The following is a 22,307-nucleotide window of genomic DNA, read 5'->3' as shown; positions in this document are numbered from 1 at the left end:
TATGCACAAGATTGGTTTTGCTCTGATATGCTTTCTGGCCACTTTCAACCTTTTTGCCCAAGAAGTCACTGTTTATGACGCTGAAACAGGTTCTCCAGTGGCTAATATCGCTATTTACAATAGAGACAAGTCCAAAACTTCGGTTTCTGATTTAAACGGAAAGGCTAATTTGGATGTGTTTGATCGTAATGAAAAGATCACATTAAAACACATTAGTTATCAGGAATTGGAAACCACGAAATCGCGCATCAATAAAAAGGGGAATCGCGTGTACTTAGACCTGAGACCGGAAGAGTTGATGGAAGTAGTCATGTCGGTTTCCAAATGGGAACAACAAAAAAAGGATATCCCGCAAAAAATCGAATCCTTGGATGCCCAAAGTATTGCCTTTGCAAATCCGCAGACCTCCGCAGACTTACTTCAAAATAGCGGGAAGGTTTTTGTGCAAAAAAGCCAGTTGGGAGGTGGGAGTCCCATGATACGTGGATTTGCCACAAACAGATTGTTATTGTCCGTAGACGGTGTCCGAATGAACAACGCTATATTCCGTGGCGGTAATATCCAAAATGTTATTTCGATTGACCCATACAATATTAGAAATACTGAAATTGTTTTTGGGCCTGGCTCTGTAATTTATGGAAGTGATGCCATTGGCGGCGTAATGAATTTTTACACTAGAAAACCTAGATTTTCTTTTACGGATAGTCTAACAGTTTCTGGCAATGTGAATTATCGTTTCGCAACGGCCAATAATGAAAATACGGCTCATTTTGATTTGAATCTTGGGCAACGGAATTGGGCTTCTTACACAAGTATCACCTATAACGATTTTGATAATTTGACCATGGGCGGGCATGGTCCAGAGAGCTATCTGCGGAATTCGTATGTGGTACGTGAAAATGGTCAGGATGTGTTGCGCACAAATGATAACCCCAAGGAACAATTAACCACAGGCTACGATCAAATCAATTTTTTACAGAAGTTTAGTTATAAACCCAATGCTACTTGGAACTATGATTTAGGATTGCACTATTCTGAAACTTCGGATTTTTCCCGATATGATCGATTGATAAGACCAAATAGTACAGGAGATGGTCTGCGTTCAGCAGAATGGTTTTATGGTCCCCAAAAGTGGTTTATGGGGAACTTGCAGGTCACCAAGAAGGGGAAGAATAAATTTTATGATGGGGTAAAGATCACTACAGCATATCAATTTTTTGAGGAAAGCAGGAACGATAGGGCTTTTCAATCGGTTAATCGCTATTCAACACAGGAACGTGTGAATGCATTGTCTATGAATGTGGATTTTGAAAACAAGAAAATAGGCGATTTAAGATTGTACTACGGCGCTGAGTATATTTTCAATAAGGTCTTTTCAGAGGGGAGTGTAACCAATATTGAAACGAATGTGACGGCACCCGCAGCCTCTCGTTATCCCGATGGATCTACATGGCAAACTTTTGCTGGGTACATTAACGGCGAATACAAATTGATGCCAAACTTTACCCTACTTTCTGGGGCCCGTTATAGTCAGGTATGGGTAGATGCCCAATTTGATACCACGTTTTATCCATTCCCGTTTGATGAGGCCGATTTGATAACAGGCGCCTTTACTGGCAGTCTTGGTTTTAGTTGGTTCCCCCGCGCAGATTTACAGGTAACCCTAAATGGATCTACAGGATTTAGGGCACCCAACATTGATGATGTAGGCAAGGTATTTGACTCTGAACCAGGTGCTGTGGTCGTACCAAATCCAGAACTTGAACCAGAATATGCTTACAATTTGGAACTTGGAATCCGAAAAAACATCAATGACAAATTGGTTTTGAAAGGGGCGGGTTTTTACACCTATTTGGTAGACGCTTTGGTGCGAAGGGATTTTACATTTAACGGACAATCCGAAATTATCTATAATGGCGAGCTTAGTTCGGTACAAGCCATACAAAATGCGGCCAAAGCCTATGTCTATGGTTTTGAATTGGGCATGGAAGCCTTCTTCGATGAAAATTGGTCCTTGGTGTCTAATCTAACCATAACAGAAGGTACTGAGGAAGATGAGTCGGGAGAGGACACTCCGGCGCGTCATGCAGCGCCAACTTTTGGTGATGTGCATCTAATATGGAAAAACCAGAAGCTCAAAGCGGATTTCTTTCTGAATTACAATGGAGAAATTGGGTACCAAGATCTGGCCTTAACTGAGAGAAGCAAATCTTACATCTATGCTACTGATGACGAGGGAAACCCTTTTAGTCCATCATGGTACACGTTAAATTTTAGATCACAGTATCAAATTACAAGCGCTCTCAAAGCCTCCTTTAGTGTAGAAAACCTAACCAATCAGCGTTATCGAACATATTCCTCGGGAATCGCAGCGCCAGGCACCAATTTAATTATGGCCTTAGGCTATACATTTTAAAATAAAAAAGCCCCGCAAAAACAGGGCTTGAAATTTAAGGGAACTTAAGTTTAATGGTCTGTGTTCTCCTCTACGGTTTTCTTCAAGTCATCCGTGGCTTCCTTGATGTCATTGCCCATTTCTTTTACATTCTCCATGGTTTCCTCACCCGCCTGCTTTAAGCTGTCCAGTGCTTGTTCTCCAGCTTCTTGAATTTCCTCACCAGCTTCTTTTACAGCATCCATGGCATCATTGGTAGCCTCTTGAATATCATCTCCTGCCTCTTCAAGAGCTTGTTCTGTTTCTTCGGCAGCCTCCTTTGCTTTATCGGCGGCCTCCTTACATGAATCCAATACGATCAATGCCATTAGCAATGCCATTGACGCAATTACAATTCGTTTCATAAATAAATGGTTTAGTGTTAGTCTGAGTAAGATATAAAATTTGCGAGAAAACTAATTATTGTTGATATCATATTTAGGTTAAGCATATTACCTTCCTTAATTAGGTTTTGATACGCCAATTATTCCGTCTAAATTTTTAATTTTGCAAACTCGGAATTTTAGACGAAGTAGCAGTACATATGAAGTTTGCGGAATATAAAGGATTGAATTTGCCCAAGGTATCGGAGGAAGTTTTGGAATTTTGGAAGAAGAACCAAATTTTCGAAAAAAGTGTTTCTACCCGAGAGGGCAAGGAGAGCTACGTGTTTTATGAGGGGCCGCCCTCTGCCAATGGTATGCCGGGGATTCATCACGTAATGGCAAGGACCATTAAGGATATCTTTCCTCGCTATAAGACCATGAAAGGTTTTCAAGTAAAGCGTAAAGCGGGCTGGGACACTCATGGATTGCCTATTGAAATTGGCGTTGAAAAAGAGTTGGGAATCACCAAAGAGGATATTGGCAAAAAGATTTCCGTTGAAGAATACAATGCTGCCTGTAAAAAAGCGGTAATGCGCTATACAGATGTATGGAATGAAATGACCGAGAAGGTTGGGTATTGGGTGGATATGGATGACCCCTACATCACCTATAAATCCAAATATATGGAGTCTGTATGGTGGTTGTTGAAGCAAATCTATGACAAGGGATTGCTTTATAAAGGCTATACCATACAACCTTATTCTCCTAAAGCTGGAACAGGATTGAGTTCTCACGAATTGAATCAACCAGGAACCTATCAGGATGTTACAGATACCACGGTAACGGCACAGTTTAAAGCCAAAAAGGAGACCTTGCCTGATTTCCTTAAATCCGTCGATGGAGACATACATTTTATCGCTTGGACTACCACTCCTTGGACCTTGCCATCAAACACGGCCTTGACAGTAGGACCTAAGATTGACTATGTTTTGGTAAAGAGTTATAACCAATACACCTTTGAACCAATTCAGGTGATTTTGGCTAAAGCTTTGGTAGGCAAACAATTTGCCGGGAAGTTCTACTTGGCAGAAAGTCAAGAGGATTTTGACGCATATAACCCAGGAGATAAAAAGATACCCTATTCAATTGAACAAGGCTTTCAAGGTAAAGATTTGGTTGGTATTGGGTATGAACAATTGTTGGATTATACCTTGCCCTATGAAAATCCAGAAAATGCTTTTAGGGTTATCAGTGGCGATTTTGTAACTACGGAAGATGGTACGGGGATTGTGCATACGGCACCCACATTTGGTGCGGATGATGCCATGGTTGCAAAGCAAGCAAATCCTCCAGTACCACCAATGTTGGTTTTGGATGAAAACAACAATCCAGTTCCATTGGTAGATTTACAAGGCAGGTTTAGGCCGGAGATGCAGGAACTTGCGGGTAAATACGTTAAAAATGAATATTATGATGATGGCACAGCTCCAGATAAATCCGTGGATGTTGAGATTGCCATTAGACTAAAAGAGGAGAACAAAGCCTTCAAGGTCGAAAAATACCTTCACAGCTATCCAAATTGTTGGAGAACGGACAAACCCGTCCTGTATTACCCATTGGATTCTTGGTTTGTAAAAGTAACGGACATCAAAGATCGCATGTTTGAGCTTAACCAAAATATCAATTGGAAACCTAAAGCCACAGGAGAAGGTAGATTTGGAAATTGGTTGGCGAATGCCAACGATTGGAACTTGTCCCGTTCCAGATATTGGGGCATACCATTGCCTATTTGGCGTACTGATGATGGTAAGGAGGAAATGATCATTGGTTCTGTTGAAGAATTAAAAGCGGCAATGTCCAAAGCAGTAGCAGCGGGTGTTCTTGAAAAAGATTTGTTTGATGATTTTGTGGTTGGAGATATGAGCGAATCCAACTATGATAAAATCGATTTACATAAAAATATTGTCGATCAAATTACCTTGGTGTCACCATCAGGAAAGCCAATGAAGCGAGAATCTGATTTGATTGACGTTTGGTTTGATAGTGGTTCCATGCCTTATGCACAATGGCACTACCCGTTTGAAAACAAGGAGTTGATTGATGATGGAGTTGCCTTTCCTGCAAATTTCATTGCAGAAGGCGTAGATCAGACCAGAGGTTGGTTTTATACATTGCATGCAATTGCCACCATGGTTTTTGATACCATATCGTATAAAAATGTGGTATCCAATGGGTTGGTTTTGGATAAGGAAGGGAAAAAGATGTCCAAACGCCTTGGCAATGCAGTAGATCCTTTTGAAGTATTGCCAGAGCATGGCGCGGATGCAACCCGTTGGTACATGATATCCAATGCCAATCCTTGGGATAATCTTAAGTTTGATATTGAGGGAATCGTGGAAGTAAAACGTAAGTTTTTCGGAACACTTTACAACACGTATTCTTTTATGGCCTTGTATGCCAATATTGATGAATTCAATTATTCGGAAGCTGATATTGCATTAAATAAAAGGCCGGAAATAGATCAATGGATATTGTCAGAACTACATTCATTGATTCAAAAGGTGGATGAAGCCTATGCAGATTACGAAGCAACAAAGGCTGCCCGTATGATTTCCGATTTCGTGCAGGAAAACCTCAGTAATTGGTATGTACGTTTAAGCAGAAGACGTTTTTGGAAAGGGGATTATCAGCAGGATAAAATTTCAGCCTATCAAACGTTGTACACTTGTCTCTCTGCAGTGGCCAAGTTATCAGCCCCTATCGCACCTTTCTTTATGGAACGATTATACAAGGATTTGGATGCTGTTAGTGGTAAAGAAGGAAGCGAAAGTGTTCATTTGGCGGACTTCCCGGTTTTTGATTCCACCATGGTAAACAAGAAATTGGAGCGAAAAATGCAATTGGCGCAAAAGATTTCCTCGTTGGTGCTTTCTATTCGTCAGAAAGAAAAAATCAAGGTGAGACAGCCCTTGCAAAAGGTTATGATACCAATACTTGATACCGATCAAAAGGAAGAAATCGAAGCGGTTTCCGCTTTGATAAAATCCGAAGTAAATGTCAAGGAAATTGAGTTGTTGGATGATGCTTCAGGTATTCTGGTTAAGCAAATAAAGCCTAACTTTAAGGTTTTGGGTCCTCGGTTTGGCAAGGATATGAAAGCGATTGCCGCTGCTGTAGGTAAACTGAGACAAGAGGATATCCAAAAAATAGAACGTGAAGGCGAATTAATGCTTGATTTGGAAAATAAAAGTATTAATTTACAGTTAACCGATGTAGAGGTTAGTTCTCAAGATATTGAAGGTTGGTTGGTTGCAAGTTCTGGTCCATTGACCGTTGCCTTGGATGTTACCATTGATGAGAATCTAAAGAAAGAAGGTATTGCCAGGGAGCTTGTCAACAGAATCCAAAACCTTAGAAAGGAGTCTGGATTAGAAGTAACTGACAAGATCGATATCAAAATATTAAAAGATGGTTTGGTGGAAAATGCGGTCTCGAGCAACGAGGACTATATCAAGACCGAAACACTGACCGCCCAGCTTAATTTTGAAGAAAGTCTGGAAGAAGGCGTAGCTATTGCCTTTGACGATGTAAAAACTAAATTGTTGATCAAAAAACATTAAAGATGGCGCAAGATTTAAAAGTAAGATATTCCGATAAGGACCTTGAGGAATTCAGAGCGTTGATTGAAGAAAAAATAGAGAAAGCCCAAAAACATTTGGAACTGTTGAAGAGTTCATACATGAATGATGGGAATAATGGTACTGATGATACTTCTCCAACTTTCAAAGCATTTGAAGAAGGTTCAGAAACCATGAGCAAAGAAGCGAATACCCAATTAGCGATCCGCCAGGAAAAGTTCATCAGGGATTTGAAAAACGCCGTGTTGCGTATTGAGAATAAAACGTATGGGATTTGCCGAGTTACTGGCAAATTGATCAATAAGGAACGATTGAAACTTGTTCCTCACGCCACATTGAGCATTGAGGCCAAGAACATGCAGAAATAACAAAACGCCTTCGGGCGTTTTTTCTTTATGAGACCTTTTGTTTTTATAGTTTGCTGGTTGTGTTTTGGATTGCTCCAAGGTCAAAAATTAATTAAAAAAGGCGTGCTTAACCCAGCTACGGAGTTCATTCAAATTGATGCGGGAAATTGTTTTCAAGTGACTTTAAGAACATCTAACAAATCAAATGAAATACAGGTTGAAGCCAATATAGAAGGCGAGTATGCTCCTGATTTATTGGTTAAAATAGAAGAAATAGGAGCTACCATGGTGATCAGCGCTGGATTTCAGCCCAACTTCACTAACCCTAATGATAAGCTAAGTGCTCACAAAGTGATCTCAATAGAGTTGGACATCACAGTCCCGGAGTACAAAAATGTAGCGGTATTTGGCACTCATAGTCGGGTTGATGCAACAGGAGATTACAGCACATTATCGGTTAAACTTGATAGTGGCACTTGTACTTTAAATGATGTAACTGAAACTATAGTAGTCAAAACACAGAAGGGAGATATAAACGTCTTTGCATCAGAAGGAAGGTTTTCTGCCAATAGCTCATATGGTAAAGTCAACAAGGAGTTCATACCAAATGGGGATACAACTTACAACCTCAATACCGTGGAAGGTACCATCTTACTGAAGAAAACAAAATAATATCCTACTTTTGCCCAATCGCTTTTCCGAGATATGAATTTAAAGAAGTCCCTAGTTATTATCATATTGATCCTTTTAGTGGATCAAATCAGTAAAATTTATATCAAAACCAATTTTGTATATGAGCAATCCCACGAGATATTTTCATGGTTTAAAATATATTTCATTGAAAATTCTGGTGCGGCATGGGGCACAAAACTTAGTGACTTTTTACCGATTTCCGAATCAACAGGAAAACTGATATTGACCATTTTTAGATTGTTTGCGATAACAGGAATTGGCTATTGGTTGTGGGATATTATCAAAAAGCAATCACCAAAAACCTTGATATTGGCAGTTTCTCTAATTTTTGCTGGAGCGGTTGGCAATATCATTGACTCTGTCTTTTATGGCGCAATTTTCAATGATAGCTATGGTCAAGTAGCTTCTTTGTTTTCTGACCAGCCTTATGGGAAGATTTTTCATGGAAGGGTGGTGGATATGCTTTACTTTCCAATGATAGATACTACGTGGCCAGATTGGGTGCCTTCATTTGGAGGAAAACGCTTTCGTTTTTTTGAGCCTGTATTTAATATTGCTGACACTGCTATTAGTACAGGTGTGGGAATCTTGATAGTTTTCAACAAAAAAGCCTTCCCAAAGCAAAAAGAGGAAACGGCTCAGAATTCGTAGATTTTTTCAGGAGTTACACAAAAATCCAATCGAACATCATTTTTATGTGTGTCGGAAATTAACGTTTCGGCATCGAAAAAAGACAATCCAATCTTCATAGTTGTTGACGGACATTTACGAAGAAATGTGTCATAAAACCCCTTTCCGTAACCCACACGATTTCCTTTGAGGTCGAAGGCCAATAAAGGTAGAAAGACAACATCGATTTTAGTTTCTGGCACCATAATTCCTTCAACCGGTTCTGGGATGTTCCAGGTGTTCTTTTTAAATGTAGTGTTGTCAGTTAGCAGATAATTTTCCATTTCATCATCGCCTTTGACTTTTGGGATTACAACATTCTTATCCCTGCCTTGCAATAAGGTGATAATAGGAAGCGTATCAACTTCTCTATTTTCTGAAATGCTCAAAAAGGTGTGGAAATAAAAAAAATCCCAAATTGGGATTTGAAGTACATGATTTGCTAATTGTATACTATTCACTGAGATTTCTTGTGGTGTAATACCTAATCTCAGGTTTTTGTATTTCTTTCTTAGTTCATGTTTCAACATTGAATGTTGAAGATTTTTGGGGTAGGTGTTTTGGGGAACAGAAATTTATTCTTTGGTAGAAACCGCAAAAAAGATTTTGAAGAAAAGCATCAAAATCAAATACATTCCCAAAACGATAACATAGTTCTCCATCGAATTGTTTTTATACGGTTAAAAATAGGTAAAAGAATTTGAAAATTCACTATGAAATGCACTTTTTATCGACGAAATACAACTTTTTTAGCAACAGTTTAACAACTTCCTCTATTGTTGTAGGAAAAATCAAAGGTAAGAACACTTCTGTAACTATCTGATATACTGGAAGAAAACCAATCTGACAGATAGGGATTAAAGGGATAATAAACCAAGTTTTCAAAATAATCAAGACTTACCGATGAGGTAAAATCCTTATCGATCAATTAAGAATCTATTTTCGTCAAGTCAAGGCATTAACACTGAATATTTAAAGCTAATTTTGTTAGTGAAGCGATTCGTGAGATTAATATGCCCGACCTACCTTCCATTAGTGTTCAGATAAGTGCTTTGCCAGATAGCCCTGGAGTTTACCAGTTCTACGATGTTGAGGGCAAGATTCTTTATGTCGGTAAGGCTAAAAATCTCAAAAAAAGAGTTTCTTCCTATTTCAACAAAAAACAGGAGTACGGCAAGACCAGAGTGTTGGTCAAAAAAATAAAATCCGTAAAACATATTGTTGTAGCCACCGAGTCAGACGCTCTGTTGTTGGAGAACAACTTGATAAAAAAATTGTTGCCCCGCTACAATGTTTTGCTCAAAGATGATAAGTCCTATCCCTGGATTTGCATCAAAAAAGAGCGTTTTCCTCGAGTTTTCTCAACGCGCAAATTGATTAAGGATGGGTCAGAATATTACGGCCCGTATACCAGCATGAAAACGGTTCGAACGTTATTGGAGTTGGTTCGGAGCCTATATCCACTAAGAACCTGTAATTACGATTTATCTGAGGAAAAAATTGCCGCTGGAAAATACAAGGTTTGTTTGGAATATCATTTGGGTAATTGTTTAGGTCCTTGTGAAGGATTTCAATCGGAAGAAGAGTACCATGGTCAGATTGAAAGCATTAGACAGATCATAAAAGGAAATTTTAAAAGTTCATTGCAACATTTTAAGAGCCAAATGAAGCAAATGGCCGCAGAAATGGAATTTGAAAAGGCGCAACGGATTAAGGATAAAATAGATATCCTTGAAAACTACCAAGCAAGGTCCACCGTGGTAAATCCCAAGATCAACAATGTTGATGTGTTTACCATCATTTCCGATGAAACCCATGGTTACGTTAATTTCCTACAGTTGTCTCATGGTTCCATAGTCCGTTCCCATACCATGGAAATCAAAAAGAAGTTGGAAGAATCCAATGAAGAACTGCTACAATTGGCCATTACGGAAATACGGCAACGATTTAATTCGCAATCCAAGGAGATTTATTTACCATTTCCTGTATTAGTTGAAGAGAACATAAAGGTTACTTTACCCAAACTGGGCGAAAAACGTCGAATTTTGGAATTATCAGAACGCAACGCTCGCTTTTTTAGACAAGATCGCTTCAAACAAATCAAAATAACAGACCCAGATCGTCACACCAAACGGATAATGGCACAAATGAAGGCAGATTTGAGGCTTTCTGAGGAACCCACGCATATTGAATGCTTCGACAATTCCAATATCCAAGGAAGTAATCCAGTGGCAGCATGTGTGGTTTTTAAAAATGGAAAACCTGCAAAAAAAGAATATCGGCATTTCAATATCAAGACGGTAGAAGGGCCAGATGATTTTGCCAGTATGGAAGAAGTGGTGTTCAGGCGTTACAAACGCTTGTTGAGTGAAGATGAACCCTTACCGCAGCTAATTGTCATCGATGGAGGAAAAGGACAATTATCCTCCGCGTTGAAAAGCTTGGATATCTTGGGTTTGCGAGGTAAAATTGCCATTATCGGAATCGCAAAGCGATTGGAGGAAATTTATTTTCCAGAAGATCCCATCCCACTATATCTTGACAAAAAATCGGAGAGTTTAAAGATAATCCAGCAACTAAGAAATGAAGCACACCGATTTGGGATTACACATCATAGAAATAGAAGGAGCAAGGGAGCTATAGATTCAGAATTGGAAAACATCGATGGTATTGGAAAGAAAACAGCAGAACAATTGCTGAAGGAGTTTAAGTCCGTAAAACGTGTAAAGGAAGCAACCATTGAGCGACTTGCGGAATCTGTAGGTATGGCGAAGGCAAAAAAAATATATAAGAATTTCCATTAAGAGACCATGAGAATCAAAGTACTGGTACTTATTTTAATAATGGCGATAAGCTTTAAAGGCCAATCTCAATCCAATACGGAAAGGCAACCAAAAATTGGATTGGTCTTGAGTGGTGGTGGGGCTAAAGGACTAGCTCATATTGGGGCGTTAAAAGTGTTGGATGAAGCTGGTATACAAGTGGATTATATTGGCGGGACAAGTATGGGAGCCATTGTGGGGGCATTATACGCCTCCGGGTATTCCGCGCAAGAACTGGATTCGATTTTCCGGGTTACCAATTTTACAGAACTGATTCAAGACAACGTTCCGCGAAGCGCAAAGAATTTCTACGAAAAAGACGACTCGGAGCGTTACGCACTGAGCCTGCCATTTACCAATTTCAATGTTTCGTTTCCGCAGGCAATTTCTGGCGGACAGAACATATACAATGAGTTGGTGCGCTTGTTGTTCCATGTTAAGGATGTGCAGGATTTTAGTCGATTACCCACCCCGTTTCTTTGCATTGCAACCAATGTTGAAACTGGCGAAGAAGTATTGCTGAATCGCGGTTATTTGCCCGAAGCAATAATGGCCAGTGGTACCTTTCCATCACTCTTTGAGCCTTCAGAGATAGAAGGCGAAGTTTTGATAGACGGTGGGGTGGTCAACAATTATCCTATAGATGAAATCAAAGCGATGGGAGTGGATATCATTATTGGTGTTGATGTACAGCACGGCCTTTCTACGCGTGAATCTTTGGAATCAGCCACCGAAATTCTCCTTCAAATCAACAATTACAGAACAGTGAAGGATATGAAGAAGAAGGCGCAGCAAACCGATATTTACATTAGACCGGAAATAGATGATTTCTCAGTCATAGATTTTGATCGCAGTGTGGAAATCATAGAAAGCGGAGAAGAGGCAGCGTATAAAAAACTTGGCGAACTGCAGGAAGTCGCCAATAGCCTAAAACAGCCACAAACCTTGGATCAGCGCATTGCCGTGCAGGATAGTTTAACCATAAATCGATTGATTCTTAAAGGGAATGACCGCTACACCCGTGGCTATATAAAAGGAAAATTACGGTTGAACCTCGCAGAAAAAACCTCTTTTGAAAAGTTGAAACAAGGTATCAATAATCTTTCTGCCACTGGTAACTTCAAAGCAATTCGATACGAACTAGTTTCCAATGGACTAGGAACGGATTTGATATTGAAGCTCAAAGAAAATCCAACAAAAATGTTCATCAAAATGGGTGCACATTACGATGATCTTTATAAGAGTTCTGCTTTGATCAACCTCACTAAAAAGAACTTCTTAATGAAGGACGATGTGGCTTCATTCGATTTTATTGTTGGCGATAATATAAGATACAACCTTCAATATTATCTGGACAAAGGCTACTATTGGAGTTTCGGAATCAATTCCACGTTCACGAATTTCAATGAGGAAATTGATTACGCATTGATCCGTTCAAACTTTGATGCTCCAAATGATCCAAACATTAGAGCCATAAATTTAGATGTCACGGATTTGACCAATCAAGTATACCTACAAACCGTTTTAAGGGAGGAATTTGCCATGACCTTGGGGCTTGAGCATAAATTACTCCGCTATAGCACACGAACTTTGAACCAGTTTGATGATGAGGTAACTGAAACAATACTTCAAGATGGTAGTGAGCGGACGTTTTTTGATGACTCCAGTTACTTTAGTGCTTATGGAAAAATCACTTTGGATACCTATGATGATAAGTACTTTCCAACAAAAGGAGTCCTTTTTGACAGTGATTTCCATTTGTATCTGCTGTCTTCTGATTTCAATGACAATTTCAAGGAGTTTTCAGTCGGCAAGGCTCGATTTGGAACAGCACTATCCCTATTCCCAAATTTGAGTTTGAATTTAGAAACGGAAGGCGGAATTAAATTTGGCACCTCAGGAGTTACTTCCTTCGATTTTATTCTAGGGGGATACGGAAATGATTTTGTCAATAACTTCATTCCATTTATGGGATATGACTTTTTAAGTCTTCAAGGGAATAGTTTTGTAAAGGCCTATGGTCGTCTGGACTATTTATTGGCACCCAAAAACCACCTACTGTTTACTGCCAATGTAGCCAATGTTGCCGATGATTTATTCAGAACAGGGGATTGGTTTGCAGAACCTAGTTTTTCCGGATATGGAGTGGGATATGGTTTTGAGTCTTTTTTAGGGCCAATCCAAATCTATTATTCGTGGAGTCCGCAAATATCTGAAAGTAACTTCTTTTTTAGTGTGGGGTACTGGTTTTGATGCTGTCAGCCCCCATTATTCTTAAAAAATTGCCAAAATTCATTCTATTTTCACCAGAGTTGAGGTGATATAGTTAAAGTCCGTTAAAACCTTATTTTCCTACAAAATCGTGATGTATATTTGTCAGCATAAGGGGTGGTTCCCTTATAACTTTAAGTATTGGTTTTTCATAATTTAAAGTTTGGTTGGTTATTTAGGAAAAGCCCAGTTTTTGCACTGGGCTTTTTTTATTTATAATATTTTGGAACAAGTTTTGTTTATGTAATTGTAAAGTAACCTCGTTGAAATGTGATTTTAGTAAATTTATACCTACAAAAATGCCATGAGAAAGTTATTTGCCCTTGTTTTACTTCTCCTTGTGATGCCCGTCATGGGTCAAAACAATTATCCTGCTTATAAAACTGGAGAATGGTTGAAATTCCGAATCCATTACGGATTTCTGAATGCCAGTTATGCTACACTTCATTTAAAATCAGATACATTGGAAAATCTTCCTGTCTATCATGTGACTGGGATAGGAAAAACTACTGGTTTTGCAAGTTTGTTTTTTAAAGTAAATGATAGGTTTGAAAGTTACTTTGACAAATCCGATGGTAAACCATATCGGTTTATTCGAAAAACAGACGAAGGTGGTTACACCAAGGACATAGAGATTGATTTCAATTATGGAGAGGACAAGGCAATATTGCGTGATAATAAAGCGGGGAAAGAAATAAATATTCCGGTCAGTACAAGTATACAGGATTTGCTTTCTGCTAGTTATCACCTAAGAAGCCAATATCAGTTAAAAGATTTCAAAGAAGGGGAATCCATTGATTTGGATATGCTCTTTGATGATGACGGAATTTTCAAATTTCAATTGAAATACTTGGGCAAAGAAGTGATTCGTACTAAGTTTGGTAAGGTAGAATGTCTTAAATTTAGACCCTTGGTTCAGTCAGGGAGGGTTTTCAAGGAAAAAGAGAGTCTTACCCTTTGGGTTTCCAATGATTTAAACAAGATTCCGGTGCGGATCAAGGCAGATTTGGCCGTAGGATCTATAAAAGCGGATTTGGATGGCTATAATGGACTAAGAAACCAGTTTAAAATTATAATGAGATAGCTTTAATGAGGAATGATGAGCGAATTGAGTCCCAAATCAATAAGCTTGAGGAGAAATACAAGAATTCTGGACAAGATTTAAGTTCCTACCTGGATGGTCTGCTTTATCAAAAATATCTCACCTATTGGGATTACATCCATTTAGATACCTTATTGAGTATACAGGTCCCTCGAACGCATTTTCCAGACGAGGAGATTTTTATCATGTACCACCAGATAACTGAATTGTACTTCAAGTTGATTTTGCATGAACAAAAACAAATTGTCGAAGATAGGTCTCAGGATGTACAGTACTTCATCGAGAAGATAAATCGAATAAACAGCTATTTCAAGGCCTTGATTTCATCCTTTAGTATCATGATAAAAGGAATGGAGCGGGAGCAATTTCTTAGGTATCGAATGGCTTTGTTACCAGCCAGTGGTTTTCAATCTGCACAATACCGTATGATTGAAATTTATGCTACGAATCTGGAACATTTGGTTCACCACACCGAACGTGATTCCTATTCTTCAAAAGACACTATCGAAGAACTATTTGAACAAATTTATTGGAAAAAAGGGGCAACTGATAAAGCAACAGGCGAAAAGACGTTGACCTTAAAGCAATTTGAGTACAGGTATACCCCTCGTTTGCTGAGAATCTCCAATCAAGTGAAGGAAAGCAACGTTTATCAAAAATACCTGCGGTTGCCTGAAGAAAGCAGGAAAAATGAGGACTTGATCAAATCCCTTAAGGAAATGGACATCAATGCAAATGTGAATTGGCCACTGATGCATATGGGTTCGGCCTACCGTTATTTGGCAAAAGAAAACAAAGAAGTGGATGCCACAGGAGGCACCAATTGGAAGGACTTTTTACCCCCGAGTTTCCAGAAAATAATATTTTTCCCAACTTTGTACTCGGAAAACGAGCTTGAAACCTGGGGAAAGCAATGGGTTGACCACATATTTAATCCAGCAAATAGGAAATAGTGATGCAGAAATATATTGGGGCAGTTCTGGCATTATTGGCCATGGCATCTTGCAAAAAAGAAAAGGTATTGGTGGAAGAACTTGGTCCACAAACCTTGGTTGAAAAACCCGTTGTAAAACAATTTGGATTTGACTTAAATGACTTTACCATTGTGCACGACACCGTGAAAAGTGGAGATAGCTTTGGAGAGTTGATGTTGAAAAATAAAGTAGACTATCCAAAAATTGTGGAAGTCTCAGAAAAGTTCAGAGATACTTTTGATGTTAGAAGAATTAGAGCAGGCAAACCGTATCATATTCTCAAGTCCAAGGACACCTCAGAAGTAGCGGAAGTATTTATCTATGAAAATGATCGCATAAACTACACCGTGGTCGATTTACGCGACAGTGTAGTGGCATACAAACGTAAGAAAGAGGTGAAATATGTAACCCGAGAAGCTTCTGGAATTATAGAGACATCCCTTTCAGAAGCCATATTGGATCAAGGAATTGACTATGATGTAACACTTAACTTATCGGAAATTTACGCTTGGTCAATAGATTTTTTCCGACTGGAAAAAGGAGATAAGTTCAAAGTGCTTTATAAGGAACGTTACATCAATGACACCATCTATGCAGGTGCAGAACCAATAGAAGCTGCATATTTTGAGCACAAAGGAAAACCTATCTATGCATTTTCGTACGTTGCGGATTCCCTAAAGCAGATCACAGACTATTTTGATCATGAAGCGAATAACCTAAGAAGCACTTTCCTAAGGGCGCCCATTAAATTTGGGTATCGATTGTCTTCACGATATAATCTAAAAAGAAGAATAGCATATTACGGATATAAAGTACGTCCGCATAAGGGTACGGATTATGCAGCACCAGTAGGCACCCCAATAATTGCCACCGCAGATGGAACAGTAACTGAGTCCACTAGAAGAGGAGGTAATGGCAAATATGTTAAAATAAGACATAACGGAACCTATAGTACACAGTACCTTCACATGAAGAAACAAAAGGTGAAACGCGGTGAATTCGTACGTCAAGGTGATGTAATTGGATGGGTAGGAATGACGGGTAATACCGGAGGTCCCCATGTGTGCTACCGTTTTTGGAAAAATGGTAGACAGGTGGATCCATTAAGAGAAAAATTACCCGCTGCCGAGCCTATTGCCGATTCATTGAAAACCGACTATTTAAATTACATAAACCCATTAAAAACGCAGTTGGATTGTATCGAATACGTTCTTCCGAAAAAACAAGTGGAGGATTTAACAGATCAGGAGCAGGACCAACTCACTTTGAACCCTTAAAATGGCATTACCCAAAATCAACCCTACTACCACCGAAGCTTGGAAAAACCTTAAGAATCACTTAGACAAAACACAAGAAACCCATTTAAGGGAACTTTTCAAGGAAAACCCTAACCGCGGCCCCGAATTTACAATTGCATGGAACGATTTTCTTGTAGATTACTCCAAGAATAGGATTACTGCGGAAACCTTGGAACTTTTATTGGATTTGGCCCAAGAAGTTGGTTTGGATGAAGGTATCAAAAACTATTTTGGAGGAGATGAGATTAATCAGACCGAAGGTAGAGCAGTACTACATACAGCTTTGCGCGCCAATAAGGATGCCGAGATTCTGGTTGATGGCATAAATGTGGTCCCAGAGGTGTATGAGGTTCGAAAGAAAATTAAAAGGTTTTCTGAAGATATAATAACTGGTAAAAGCAAAGGATTTACTGGCAAAGCGTTTACCGATGTGGTCAATATTGGTATCGGAGGGTCTGATTTGGGCCCGGCTATGGTTACTGAAGCATTGAAATTTTATGGGAGTCATCTAAAAACGCATTTTGTAAGTAACGTAGATGGTGATCATGTGCATGAAATTCTAAAACATCTAGATCCAGAGACCACCTTGTTTGTTGTGGTTTCCAAAACATTCACTACACAAGAAACCTTAAGCAATGCGATTACCATCAAAAAATGGTTTTTAAGGTTTGCATCTGAAGCCGATATTGCCAAACATTTTGCGGCGGTATCCACAAATGCACAAAAAATCGACGAGTTTGGAATTGCTGATGAGAATGTATTCCCAATGTGGGATTGGGTAGGAGGACGTTTCTCTCTTTGGAGCGCTGTAGGTTTGAGTATAGCCTTGGCAATTGGGTACGAGGGGTTTGAATCATTATTGGACGGAGCCCAGGAAATGGACGATCATTTTAAGCAAACGCCATTTAGAGAAAACATACCGGTTGTATTAGGGTTGTTAAGTGTTTGGTACAATAATTTTTATGGCGCCGAAACGGAAGCGATCATACCCTATACCCAATACTTGAATCGATTTTCCGCTTATTTGCAACAGGGAATCATGGAAAGTAATGGAAAAAGTGTAGATAGGGCTGGAAATCGGGCCAATTATGAGACTGGGACCATTATTTGGGGAGAACCAGGTACCAATTCGCAGCACGCATTTTTTCAGTTAATTCATCAGGGCACCAAATTGATTCCAACGGATTTCATTGGATTTAAGGAATCTTTGCATGGGGATGTTGACCATCATCAAAAGTTAATGGCCAACTTCTTTGCCCAAACAGAGGCATTGATGAACGGAAAAACCACCGCCGAGGTGAATCAAGAACTTCAGGAACAAGGTGTATCGCAAGATCAATTGGCCAAATTGTCGCCATTTAAGGTATTTGAAGGCAATAAACCCACCAATACTATACTTATCAACAAATTGACACCTAAGAGTTTAGGGGCATTGATTGCCCTTTATGAACACAAGATTTTTGTTCAAGGTTTGGTTTGGAACATTTTCAGTTATGACCAATGGGGCGTGGAATTAGGTAAGCAATTGGCCAAAAATATTCTTCAAGATATCAAGGATTCAGAGATTGGCAATCATGACAGCTCAACACTTCATCTTCTACAATATTTTAAGAAGTAAATTGATAGGTTAACATTCTTCGGGCAAAAACCCTAACATCTTCTTTGTCAACTCATTTTAAATGTTAATTTTATATTAACAAAAGTGGTGTTTTTTAATCTTTCCTTAACAGGCAAAATGTAGAAATACATCACTTTTGCAAGGCTAATTAAACTATTTAAACACTAGGAAATGAAAAAAATTTACTTGGCATTTGTGGCTCTATTTGTGACTGCATTTGCATTTTCACAAGGGGTTACAACCTCCTCCTTAGGGGGTAAAGTTACCGACGCTACGGGCGAGCCTTTATTGGGTGCGAGCGTAGTAGCAGTGCATGTTCCTTCAGGAACCACTTACGGTGCTGCAGCAGATTTCGATGGTTACTATCGTATTTCTGGTATGAGAAGTGGAGGTCCTTACAGGATTACATTCTCTTATGTAGGATTCAACGATGACATTAAGGAAGGGGTTTACCTGAACTTGGGGTCAACAGAAAGAATCAGTTCTCAATTGCAAGAGTCGGCTACAGCTCTTGAAGAAGTTGTTATCACTGCAGTATCCAGTGGTGTTTTTGGTGCTAACAAAACAGGTGCTGAAACTAACATTTCCCAAAGACAAGTGGCTACAATTCCTGCTGCTTCTAGATCTTTGGCGGATTTTGTGCGTCTAACACCACAAGCACAGCTTTCGGAAGGAGATGATGGATTCTCTGTATCACTAGCTGGTCAGAACAACCGTTACAACGCTATCTATATTGATGGTGCTGTAAATAATGATGTTTTTGGTTTGGCTGATTCCGGAACCAATGGGGGTCAAACAGGGGTGAATCCACTTTCTGTTGATGCGATTGAAACATTTCAAATCAACATTGCGCCTTTTGATGTTAGACAATCTGGTTTCTCAGGTGGTTCTATCAATGCGGTAACTCGTTCAGGTTCTAATGAATTTGAGGGGTCTGCGTACTACTTCACAAGAGGTGAATCTTTAGCGGGTAAAACTCCTGTAGATTTGGTAGGAGATGGAGAGTCTCGTGAGAAATTAGCGGAATTCTCTGCGAACACTTATGGTGTGCGTTTAGGGGGTCCACTTATTAAGGACAAACTGTTCTTCTTCGTAAACTATGAAAGAGCGGAAAATGAAATTCCACAACCATTTAACTTTAGTAATTACACTGGACGTTCTTCTGAGGCAGACTTGGCTAGTTTGAGTTCATTCCTTCAAAGTACGTATGGTTACAATCCTGGGATTTTTGACAACAATACAAGAACTTTGGAAAGTAACACATTGGTTGCGAAGATGGATTGGAACATTAACGAGAACCACAATCTATCGCTTCGTCATAGTTATGTTGGCGCTGAAAACTTGGAAGCTCGTAACTCTGGAAACAGAAACATTGGATTTATCAATGGTTCTGAATTTTTTGAGGCCAAAACAAACTCAACTGCATTGGAGTTGAACTCCCGTTTCGGTAACAAATTCAGCAACAACTTGGTAATTGGTTATACTGCGGTAAGAGACGATAGAGATCCTTTTGGAGATCCGTTCCCAACTGTTGACATCCAAGATGGTGATGGTACTATTTCTTTTGGTTCAGAACCATTCTCAACAGCCAACTTGTTGAATACCGATTACTTGACTATCAACAACAATTTCAACATTTACACTGGTCGTCACACTATCACATTGGGTGCTAACATGGAATTTGCAAATGTAAAGAACTTGTTCTTCGCATTTAACTATGGGGATTACACCTTTGAAGATCAATTTGATGACAACGGCGTACTTCTTTCAACAGGTCTTAATCAGTTCTTGACGGGTCAAGACGCCGATGTATACCAGCATGGATATTCTTTGGTAGGAAATGGCGCAGTTGGTGATGAATCTGCTGGTTCTGCTGACTTTAAGACTGAGCAATATGGTTTCTATGCACAGGATGAAATTGATGTTACCGATAACTTTAGAGTAAGTCTTGGTGCTCGTATCGATATTCCTGTATGGAAAGGCGGTCCTGTAAACGAAGATTTCAATACACGTACAATTGGTCTATTGGAAGCTGCTGGAAAAGACCTTCAAGGGGCAACTGTAGGTCAACAAGTTAGTAATGCTGTTTTCTCTCCTAGACTAGGTTTCAACTGGGACGTTAATGGAGATAGAACTACTCAGGTTAGAGGTGGTTTAGGGGTATTTACTTCTCGTCTTCCTTTGGTATGGCCAGGTGGTACATATAACAACAATGGTGTAACTGGTGGTTTCAACTTTGAGTTTGGACAACCATTCGTAGCGGATATCAACAATCAGTTTGAAGATCCCGCTCCAGGTTCTGGAGGATTAGGTGGAAATATTGATTTGGTTGCTTCCAATTTCAAGCTTCCTCAAGTTATGAAGTACAACATTGCGGTTGATCAAAAACTACCATGGTGGGGATTGGTTGCTAGTGCCGAATTCCTTTATACGGATGTAATCACTGATATCTATTACGAGAATTTGAACCTTGGAGGCCCAACAGGTTTCTACCAAGGAGCAGATAACCGTCCATTCTATGACAGAAGAGCTGAAATTGATGACACTTACGGTCGTGTAATCCTTGCTTCCAATACTGGTGGTGGTGATGCAACCAACGTGACTTTCACTTTGACTAAGCCTTATGAAAATGGTTTTGCAGGTTCTATTTCCTATACTTATGGAGAATCCAACAAAATATTTGATGGTACTTCATCTCAAAATAGCTCACAGTGGAGAAACATCTTGACCGTAAATGGTAAGAACTCTCCTAATTTGCCTGTAACGCGTTCAGATTTTGCAATTGGTAACAGAATAGTCGCCAATGCTTCTTACCGTTTGAACTGGAATGATAATATTGCTTCTACAATTTCATTGTTCTACACAGGTTTCCAAGGACAGCCATATAGCTTTAGCTACAGGGAAGGACGTGATTTGTTGAATGACGATTCTAGAGACAATGCGTTGATTTACATTCCTAGAAATAGCACTGAGATTCAATTCTCTGGTGATGAAGCAGAACAAGCTGCACAATGGGCACAATTGGATAACTTCATCAGTAGCATTGACTATTTGGATGAGAACAGAGGAGGATACGCTGAAAGAAATGCAGTTAGAGGACCTTGGAGCCACATTGTGGACTTGAAATTCCTACAGGACTTCAAAGTTAACTTTGGGAACAAGAACCACACGTTCCAATTCTCTGCTGATATCTTCAACTTCACCAATTTCTTGAACAAGGAATGGGGTAAATTGAAATTTATAAGAAGCGAAGTAAGCCCATTGACAACAGTATCTACTGGAGATGTACCTACCTTTAGTATCAATCAAGGGGTAATGGATGATGCAGGAAATCCTGATTTTGAAGAATTGGATGATGCAGGAATCCAATCTTCTAGATGGCAAATGCAACTTGGTTTGCGTTACATCTTCAACTAATAATAACATATCTAGTTTAGATAGTAAAGCCCTCTGCTTTCGCAGAGGGCTTTTTTATTTCCAAAAGCCGTATTTTAGATTCCACAAACAAAACTCATGGAAATTATAAAAAACCTGCATTCGTATTTGGCCTACATTGTTTTGGCCATACTTATTTACGCATTTGTCAATGCCTTGTTAGGACTATTGGGCAAAAAGGAATTCACTATGCACAAAGACCTTAGAATTAGTCTATTCGCACTGATTTTTACGCATATCCAGTTACTTATTGGTCTGATACTTTATTTTGTTTCTGCAAATGGATTGAATGCCATTCAATCGCTAGGTATGGGTGGACTTAACTCAGCAGCACGCCTATTGGCAGTGGAACATCCATTTGTCAACATTTTGGCCGTTGTTTTAATCACCATTGGATGGTCCAAGCATAAAAAGAAAGAGGATAGTAACCAAAAGTTCAAAACCATTACCATTTTTTATGGATTAGGTCTTTTATTCATCCTAAGCAGGATTCCATGGAGCCAATGGTTCGCTTAATGATCTAAGTAAGAAAACAAAAATTGGGATTGCCTCAATTTTAGTATCTTAGCACTTTAAAACAAACCTCTTACGCATTTGCGTATGAGGTTTTTTGTTTTATATCGGGATGTAATCCCATCAACCTCTCATTGTTCTCAACTAGAAAGTGTAACCAATTAATT

At 39.3% G+C, this 22,307-nt stretch carries 15 protein-coding genes; 13 read left to right on the top strand and 2 right to left on the bottom strand.

Annotated elements, in window-relative coordinates; translation table 11 throughout:
* Nucleotide 1 precedes the first annotated feature (1 nt).
* On the top strand, nucleotides 2–2,416 hold the full coding sequence (locus tag M3P19_RS08590; protein ID WP_249657254.1) for a TonB-dependent receptor: 2,415 nt from the start codon (nucleotides 2–4) through the stop codon (nucleotides 2,414–2,416).
* A 50-nt stretch (nucleotides 2,417–2,466) separates the two neighbouring features.
* On the opposite strand, the gene M3P19_RS08585 is transcribed toward M3P19_RS08590, so the two are convergent.
* Nucleotides 2,467–2,799 carry a hypothetical protein gene (locus M3P19_RS08585; protein ID WP_249657253.1) on the bottom strand — a complete coding sequence of 111 codons (333 nt, stop codon included), beginning with the start codon at nucleotides 2,797–2,799 and terminating at the stop codon, nucleotides 2,467–2,469.
* A 179-nt stretch (nucleotides 2,800–2,978) separates the two neighbouring features.
* Here M3P19_RS08585 and ileS point away from each other — a divergent pair, with 179 nt between their 5' ends.
* The 4 genes from ileS to M3P19_RS08565 all read left to right on the top strand — a co-directional run bounded on the left by ileS (nucleotide 2,979) and on the right by M3P19_RS08565 (nucleotide 8,089).
* On the top strand, nucleotides 2,979–6,380 hold the full coding sequence (gene ileS, locus M3P19_RS08580) for an isoleucine--tRNA ligase (protein WP_249657252.1): 3,402 nt from the start codon (nucleotides 2,979–2,981) through the stop codon (nucleotides 6,378–6,380).
* Between the two features lie 2 nt (nucleotides 6,381–6,382).
* On the top strand, nucleotides 6,383–6,766 hold the full coding sequence (locus M3P19_RS08575) for a TraR/DksA family transcriptional regulator (RefSeq protein ID WP_249657251.1): 384 nt from the start codon (nucleotides 6,383–6,385) through the stop codon (nucleotides 6,764–6,766).
* A gap of 102 nt (nucleotides 6,767–6,868) precedes the next feature.
* Entirely contained in the window at nucleotides 6,869–7,417 is a 549-nt protein-coding gene (locus M3P19_RS08570) for a hypothetical protein (protein WP_249657250.1), read from the top strand.
* 33 nt (nucleotides 7,418–7,450) lie between these two features.
* Nucleotides 7,451–8,089, top strand: a complete 639-nt coding sequence (locus M3P19_RS08565; protein ID WP_249657249.1) for a lipoprotein signal peptidase — start codon at nucleotides 7,451–7,453, stop codon at nucleotides 8,087–8,089.
* On the opposite strand, the gene M3P19_RS08560 is transcribed toward M3P19_RS08565, so the two are convergent.
* Entirely contained in the window at nucleotides 8,077–8,637 is a 561-nt protein-coding gene (locus M3P19_RS08560) for a 5-formyltetrahydrofolate cyclo-ligase (protein ID WP_249657248.1), read from the bottom strand. The genes M3P19_RS08565 and M3P19_RS08560 overlap by 13 nt on opposite strands.
* Before the next feature lie 483 nt (nucleotides 8,638–9,120).
* On the opposite strand from M3P19_RS08560, the gene uvrC reads away from it, so the two are divergent.
* The 8 genes from uvrC to M3P19_RS08520 all read left to right on the top strand — a co-directional run bounded on the left by uvrC (nucleotide 9,121) and on the right by M3P19_RS08520 (nucleotide 22,143).
* Entirely contained in the window at nucleotides 9,121–10,911 is a 1,791-nt protein-coding gene (uvrC, locus tag M3P19_RS08555; protein ID WP_249657247.1) for an excinuclease ABC subunit UvrC, read from the top strand.
* 6 nt (nucleotides 10,912–10,917) lie between these two features.
* Nucleotides 10,918–13,182, top strand: a complete 2,265-nt coding sequence (locus M3P19_RS08550) for a patatin-like phospholipase family protein (protein WP_249657246.1) — start codon at nucleotides 10,918–10,920, stop codon at nucleotides 13,180–13,182.
* Between the two features lie 322 nt (nucleotides 13,183–13,504).
* Complete coding sequence (locus tag M3P19_RS08545; protein WP_249657245.1) at nucleotides 13,505–14,284, top strand: DUF3108 domain-containing protein; 780 nt, start codon at nucleotides 13,505–13,507, stop codon at nucleotides 14,282–14,284.
* Nucleotides 14,285–14,289: 5 nt separating this feature from the next.
* Nucleotides 14,290–15,255 (top strand): tryptophan 2,3-dioxygenase family protein, encoded by a 966-nt coding sequence (locus tag M3P19_RS08540; protein ID WP_249657244.1) that lies wholly within the window; start codon nucleotides 14,290–14,292, stop codon nucleotides 15,253–15,255.
* A 2-nt stretch (nucleotides 15,256–15,257) separates the two neighbouring features.
* Nucleotides 15,258–16,553 (top strand): peptidoglycan DD-metalloendopeptidase family protein, encoded by a 1,296-nt coding sequence (locus tag M3P19_RS08535; RefSeq protein WP_249657243.1) that lies wholly within the window; start codon nucleotides 15,258–15,260, stop codon nucleotides 16,551–16,553.
* Between the two features lies 1 nt (nucleotide 16,554).
* A complete protein-coding gene (gene pgi / locus M3P19_RS08530) occupies nucleotides 16,555–18,192 on the top strand; it encodes a glucose-6-phosphate isomerase (RefSeq protein WP_249657242.1) in 1,638 nt (545 codons plus the stop codon).
* A 171-nt stretch (nucleotides 18,193–18,363) separates the two neighbouring features.
* Nucleotides 18,364–21,609 (top strand): TonB-dependent receptor, encoded by a 3,246-nt coding sequence (locus tag M3P19_RS08525; RefSeq protein WP_249657241.1) that lies wholly within the window; start codon nucleotides 18,364–18,366, stop codon nucleotides 21,607–21,609.
* A gap of 96 nt (nucleotides 21,610–21,705) precedes the next feature.
* Complete coding sequence (locus M3P19_RS08520; RefSeq protein WP_249657240.1) at nucleotides 21,706–22,143, top strand: hypothetical protein; 438 nt, start codon at nucleotides 21,706–21,708, stop codon at nucleotides 22,141–22,143.
* The last annotated feature ends 164 nt before the right edge of the window (nucleotides 22,144–22,307 follow it).

The organism is Flagellimonas spongiicola, from assembly GCF_023502425.1.
In the GTDB taxonomy this organism is placed as follows: domain Bacteria; phylum Bacteroidota; class Bacteroidia; order Flavobacteriales; family Flavobacteriaceae; genus Flagellimonas; species Flagellimonas spongiicola.
This window is presented reverse-complemented; position numbering and strand designations above follow the sequence as displayed.

Bases quoted from the DNA above. Each gene is read 5' to 3' on its own strand.
- M3P19_RS08590 (WP_249657254.1), top strand. From the start codon at position 2: ATGCACAAGATTGGTTTTGCTCTGATATGCTTTCTGGCCACTTTCAAC.
- M3P19_RS08585 (WP_249657253.1), bottom strand. From the start codon at position 2,799: ATGAAACGAATTGTAATTGCGTCAATGGCATTGCTAATGGCATTGATC.
- ileS (WP_249657252.1), top strand. From the start codon at position 2,979: ATGAAGTTTGCGGAATATAAAGGATTGAATTTGCCCAAGGTATCGGAG.
- M3P19_RS08575 (WP_249657251.1), top strand. From the start codon at position 6,383: ATGGCGCAAGATTTAAAAGTAAGATATTCCGATAAGGACCTTGAGGAA.
- M3P19_RS08565 (WP_249657249.1), top strand. From the start codon at position 7,451: ATGAATTTAAAGAAGTCCCTAGTTATTATCATATTGATCCTTTTAGTG.
- M3P19_RS08560 (WP_249657248.1), bottom strand. From the start codon at position 8,637: ATGTTGAAACATGAACTAAGAAAGAAATACAAAAACCTGAGATTAGGT.
- uvrC (WP_249657247.1), top strand. From the start codon at position 9,121: ATGCCCGACCTACCTTCCATTAGTGTTCAGATAAGTGCTTTGCCAGAT.
- M3P19_RS08550 (WP_249657246.1), top strand. From the start codon at position 10,918: ATGAGAATCAAAGTACTGGTACTTATTTTAATAATGGCGATAAGCTTT.
- M3P19_RS08545 (WP_249657245.1), top strand. From the start codon at position 13,505: ATGAGAAAGTTATTTGCCCTTGTTTTACTTCTCCTTGTGATGCCCGTC.
- M3P19_RS08540 (WP_249657244.1), top strand. From the start codon at position 14,290: ATGAGGAATGATGAGCGAATTGAGTCCCAAATCAATAAGCTTGAGGAG.
- M3P19_RS08535 (WP_249657243.1), top strand. From the start codon at position 15,258: ATGCAGAAATATATTGGGGCAGTTCTGGCATTATTGGCCATGGCATCT.
- pgi (WP_249657242.1), top strand. From the start codon at position 16,555: ATGGCATTACCCAAAATCAACCCTACTACCACCGAAGCTTGGAAAAAC.
- M3P19_RS08525 (WP_249657241.1), top strand. From the start codon at position 18,364: ATGAAAAAAATTTACTTGGCATTTGTGGCTCTATTTGTGACTGCATTT.
- M3P19_RS08520 (WP_249657240.1), top strand. From the start codon at position 21,706: ATGGAAATTATAAAAAACCTGCATTCGTATTTGGCCTACATTGTTTTG.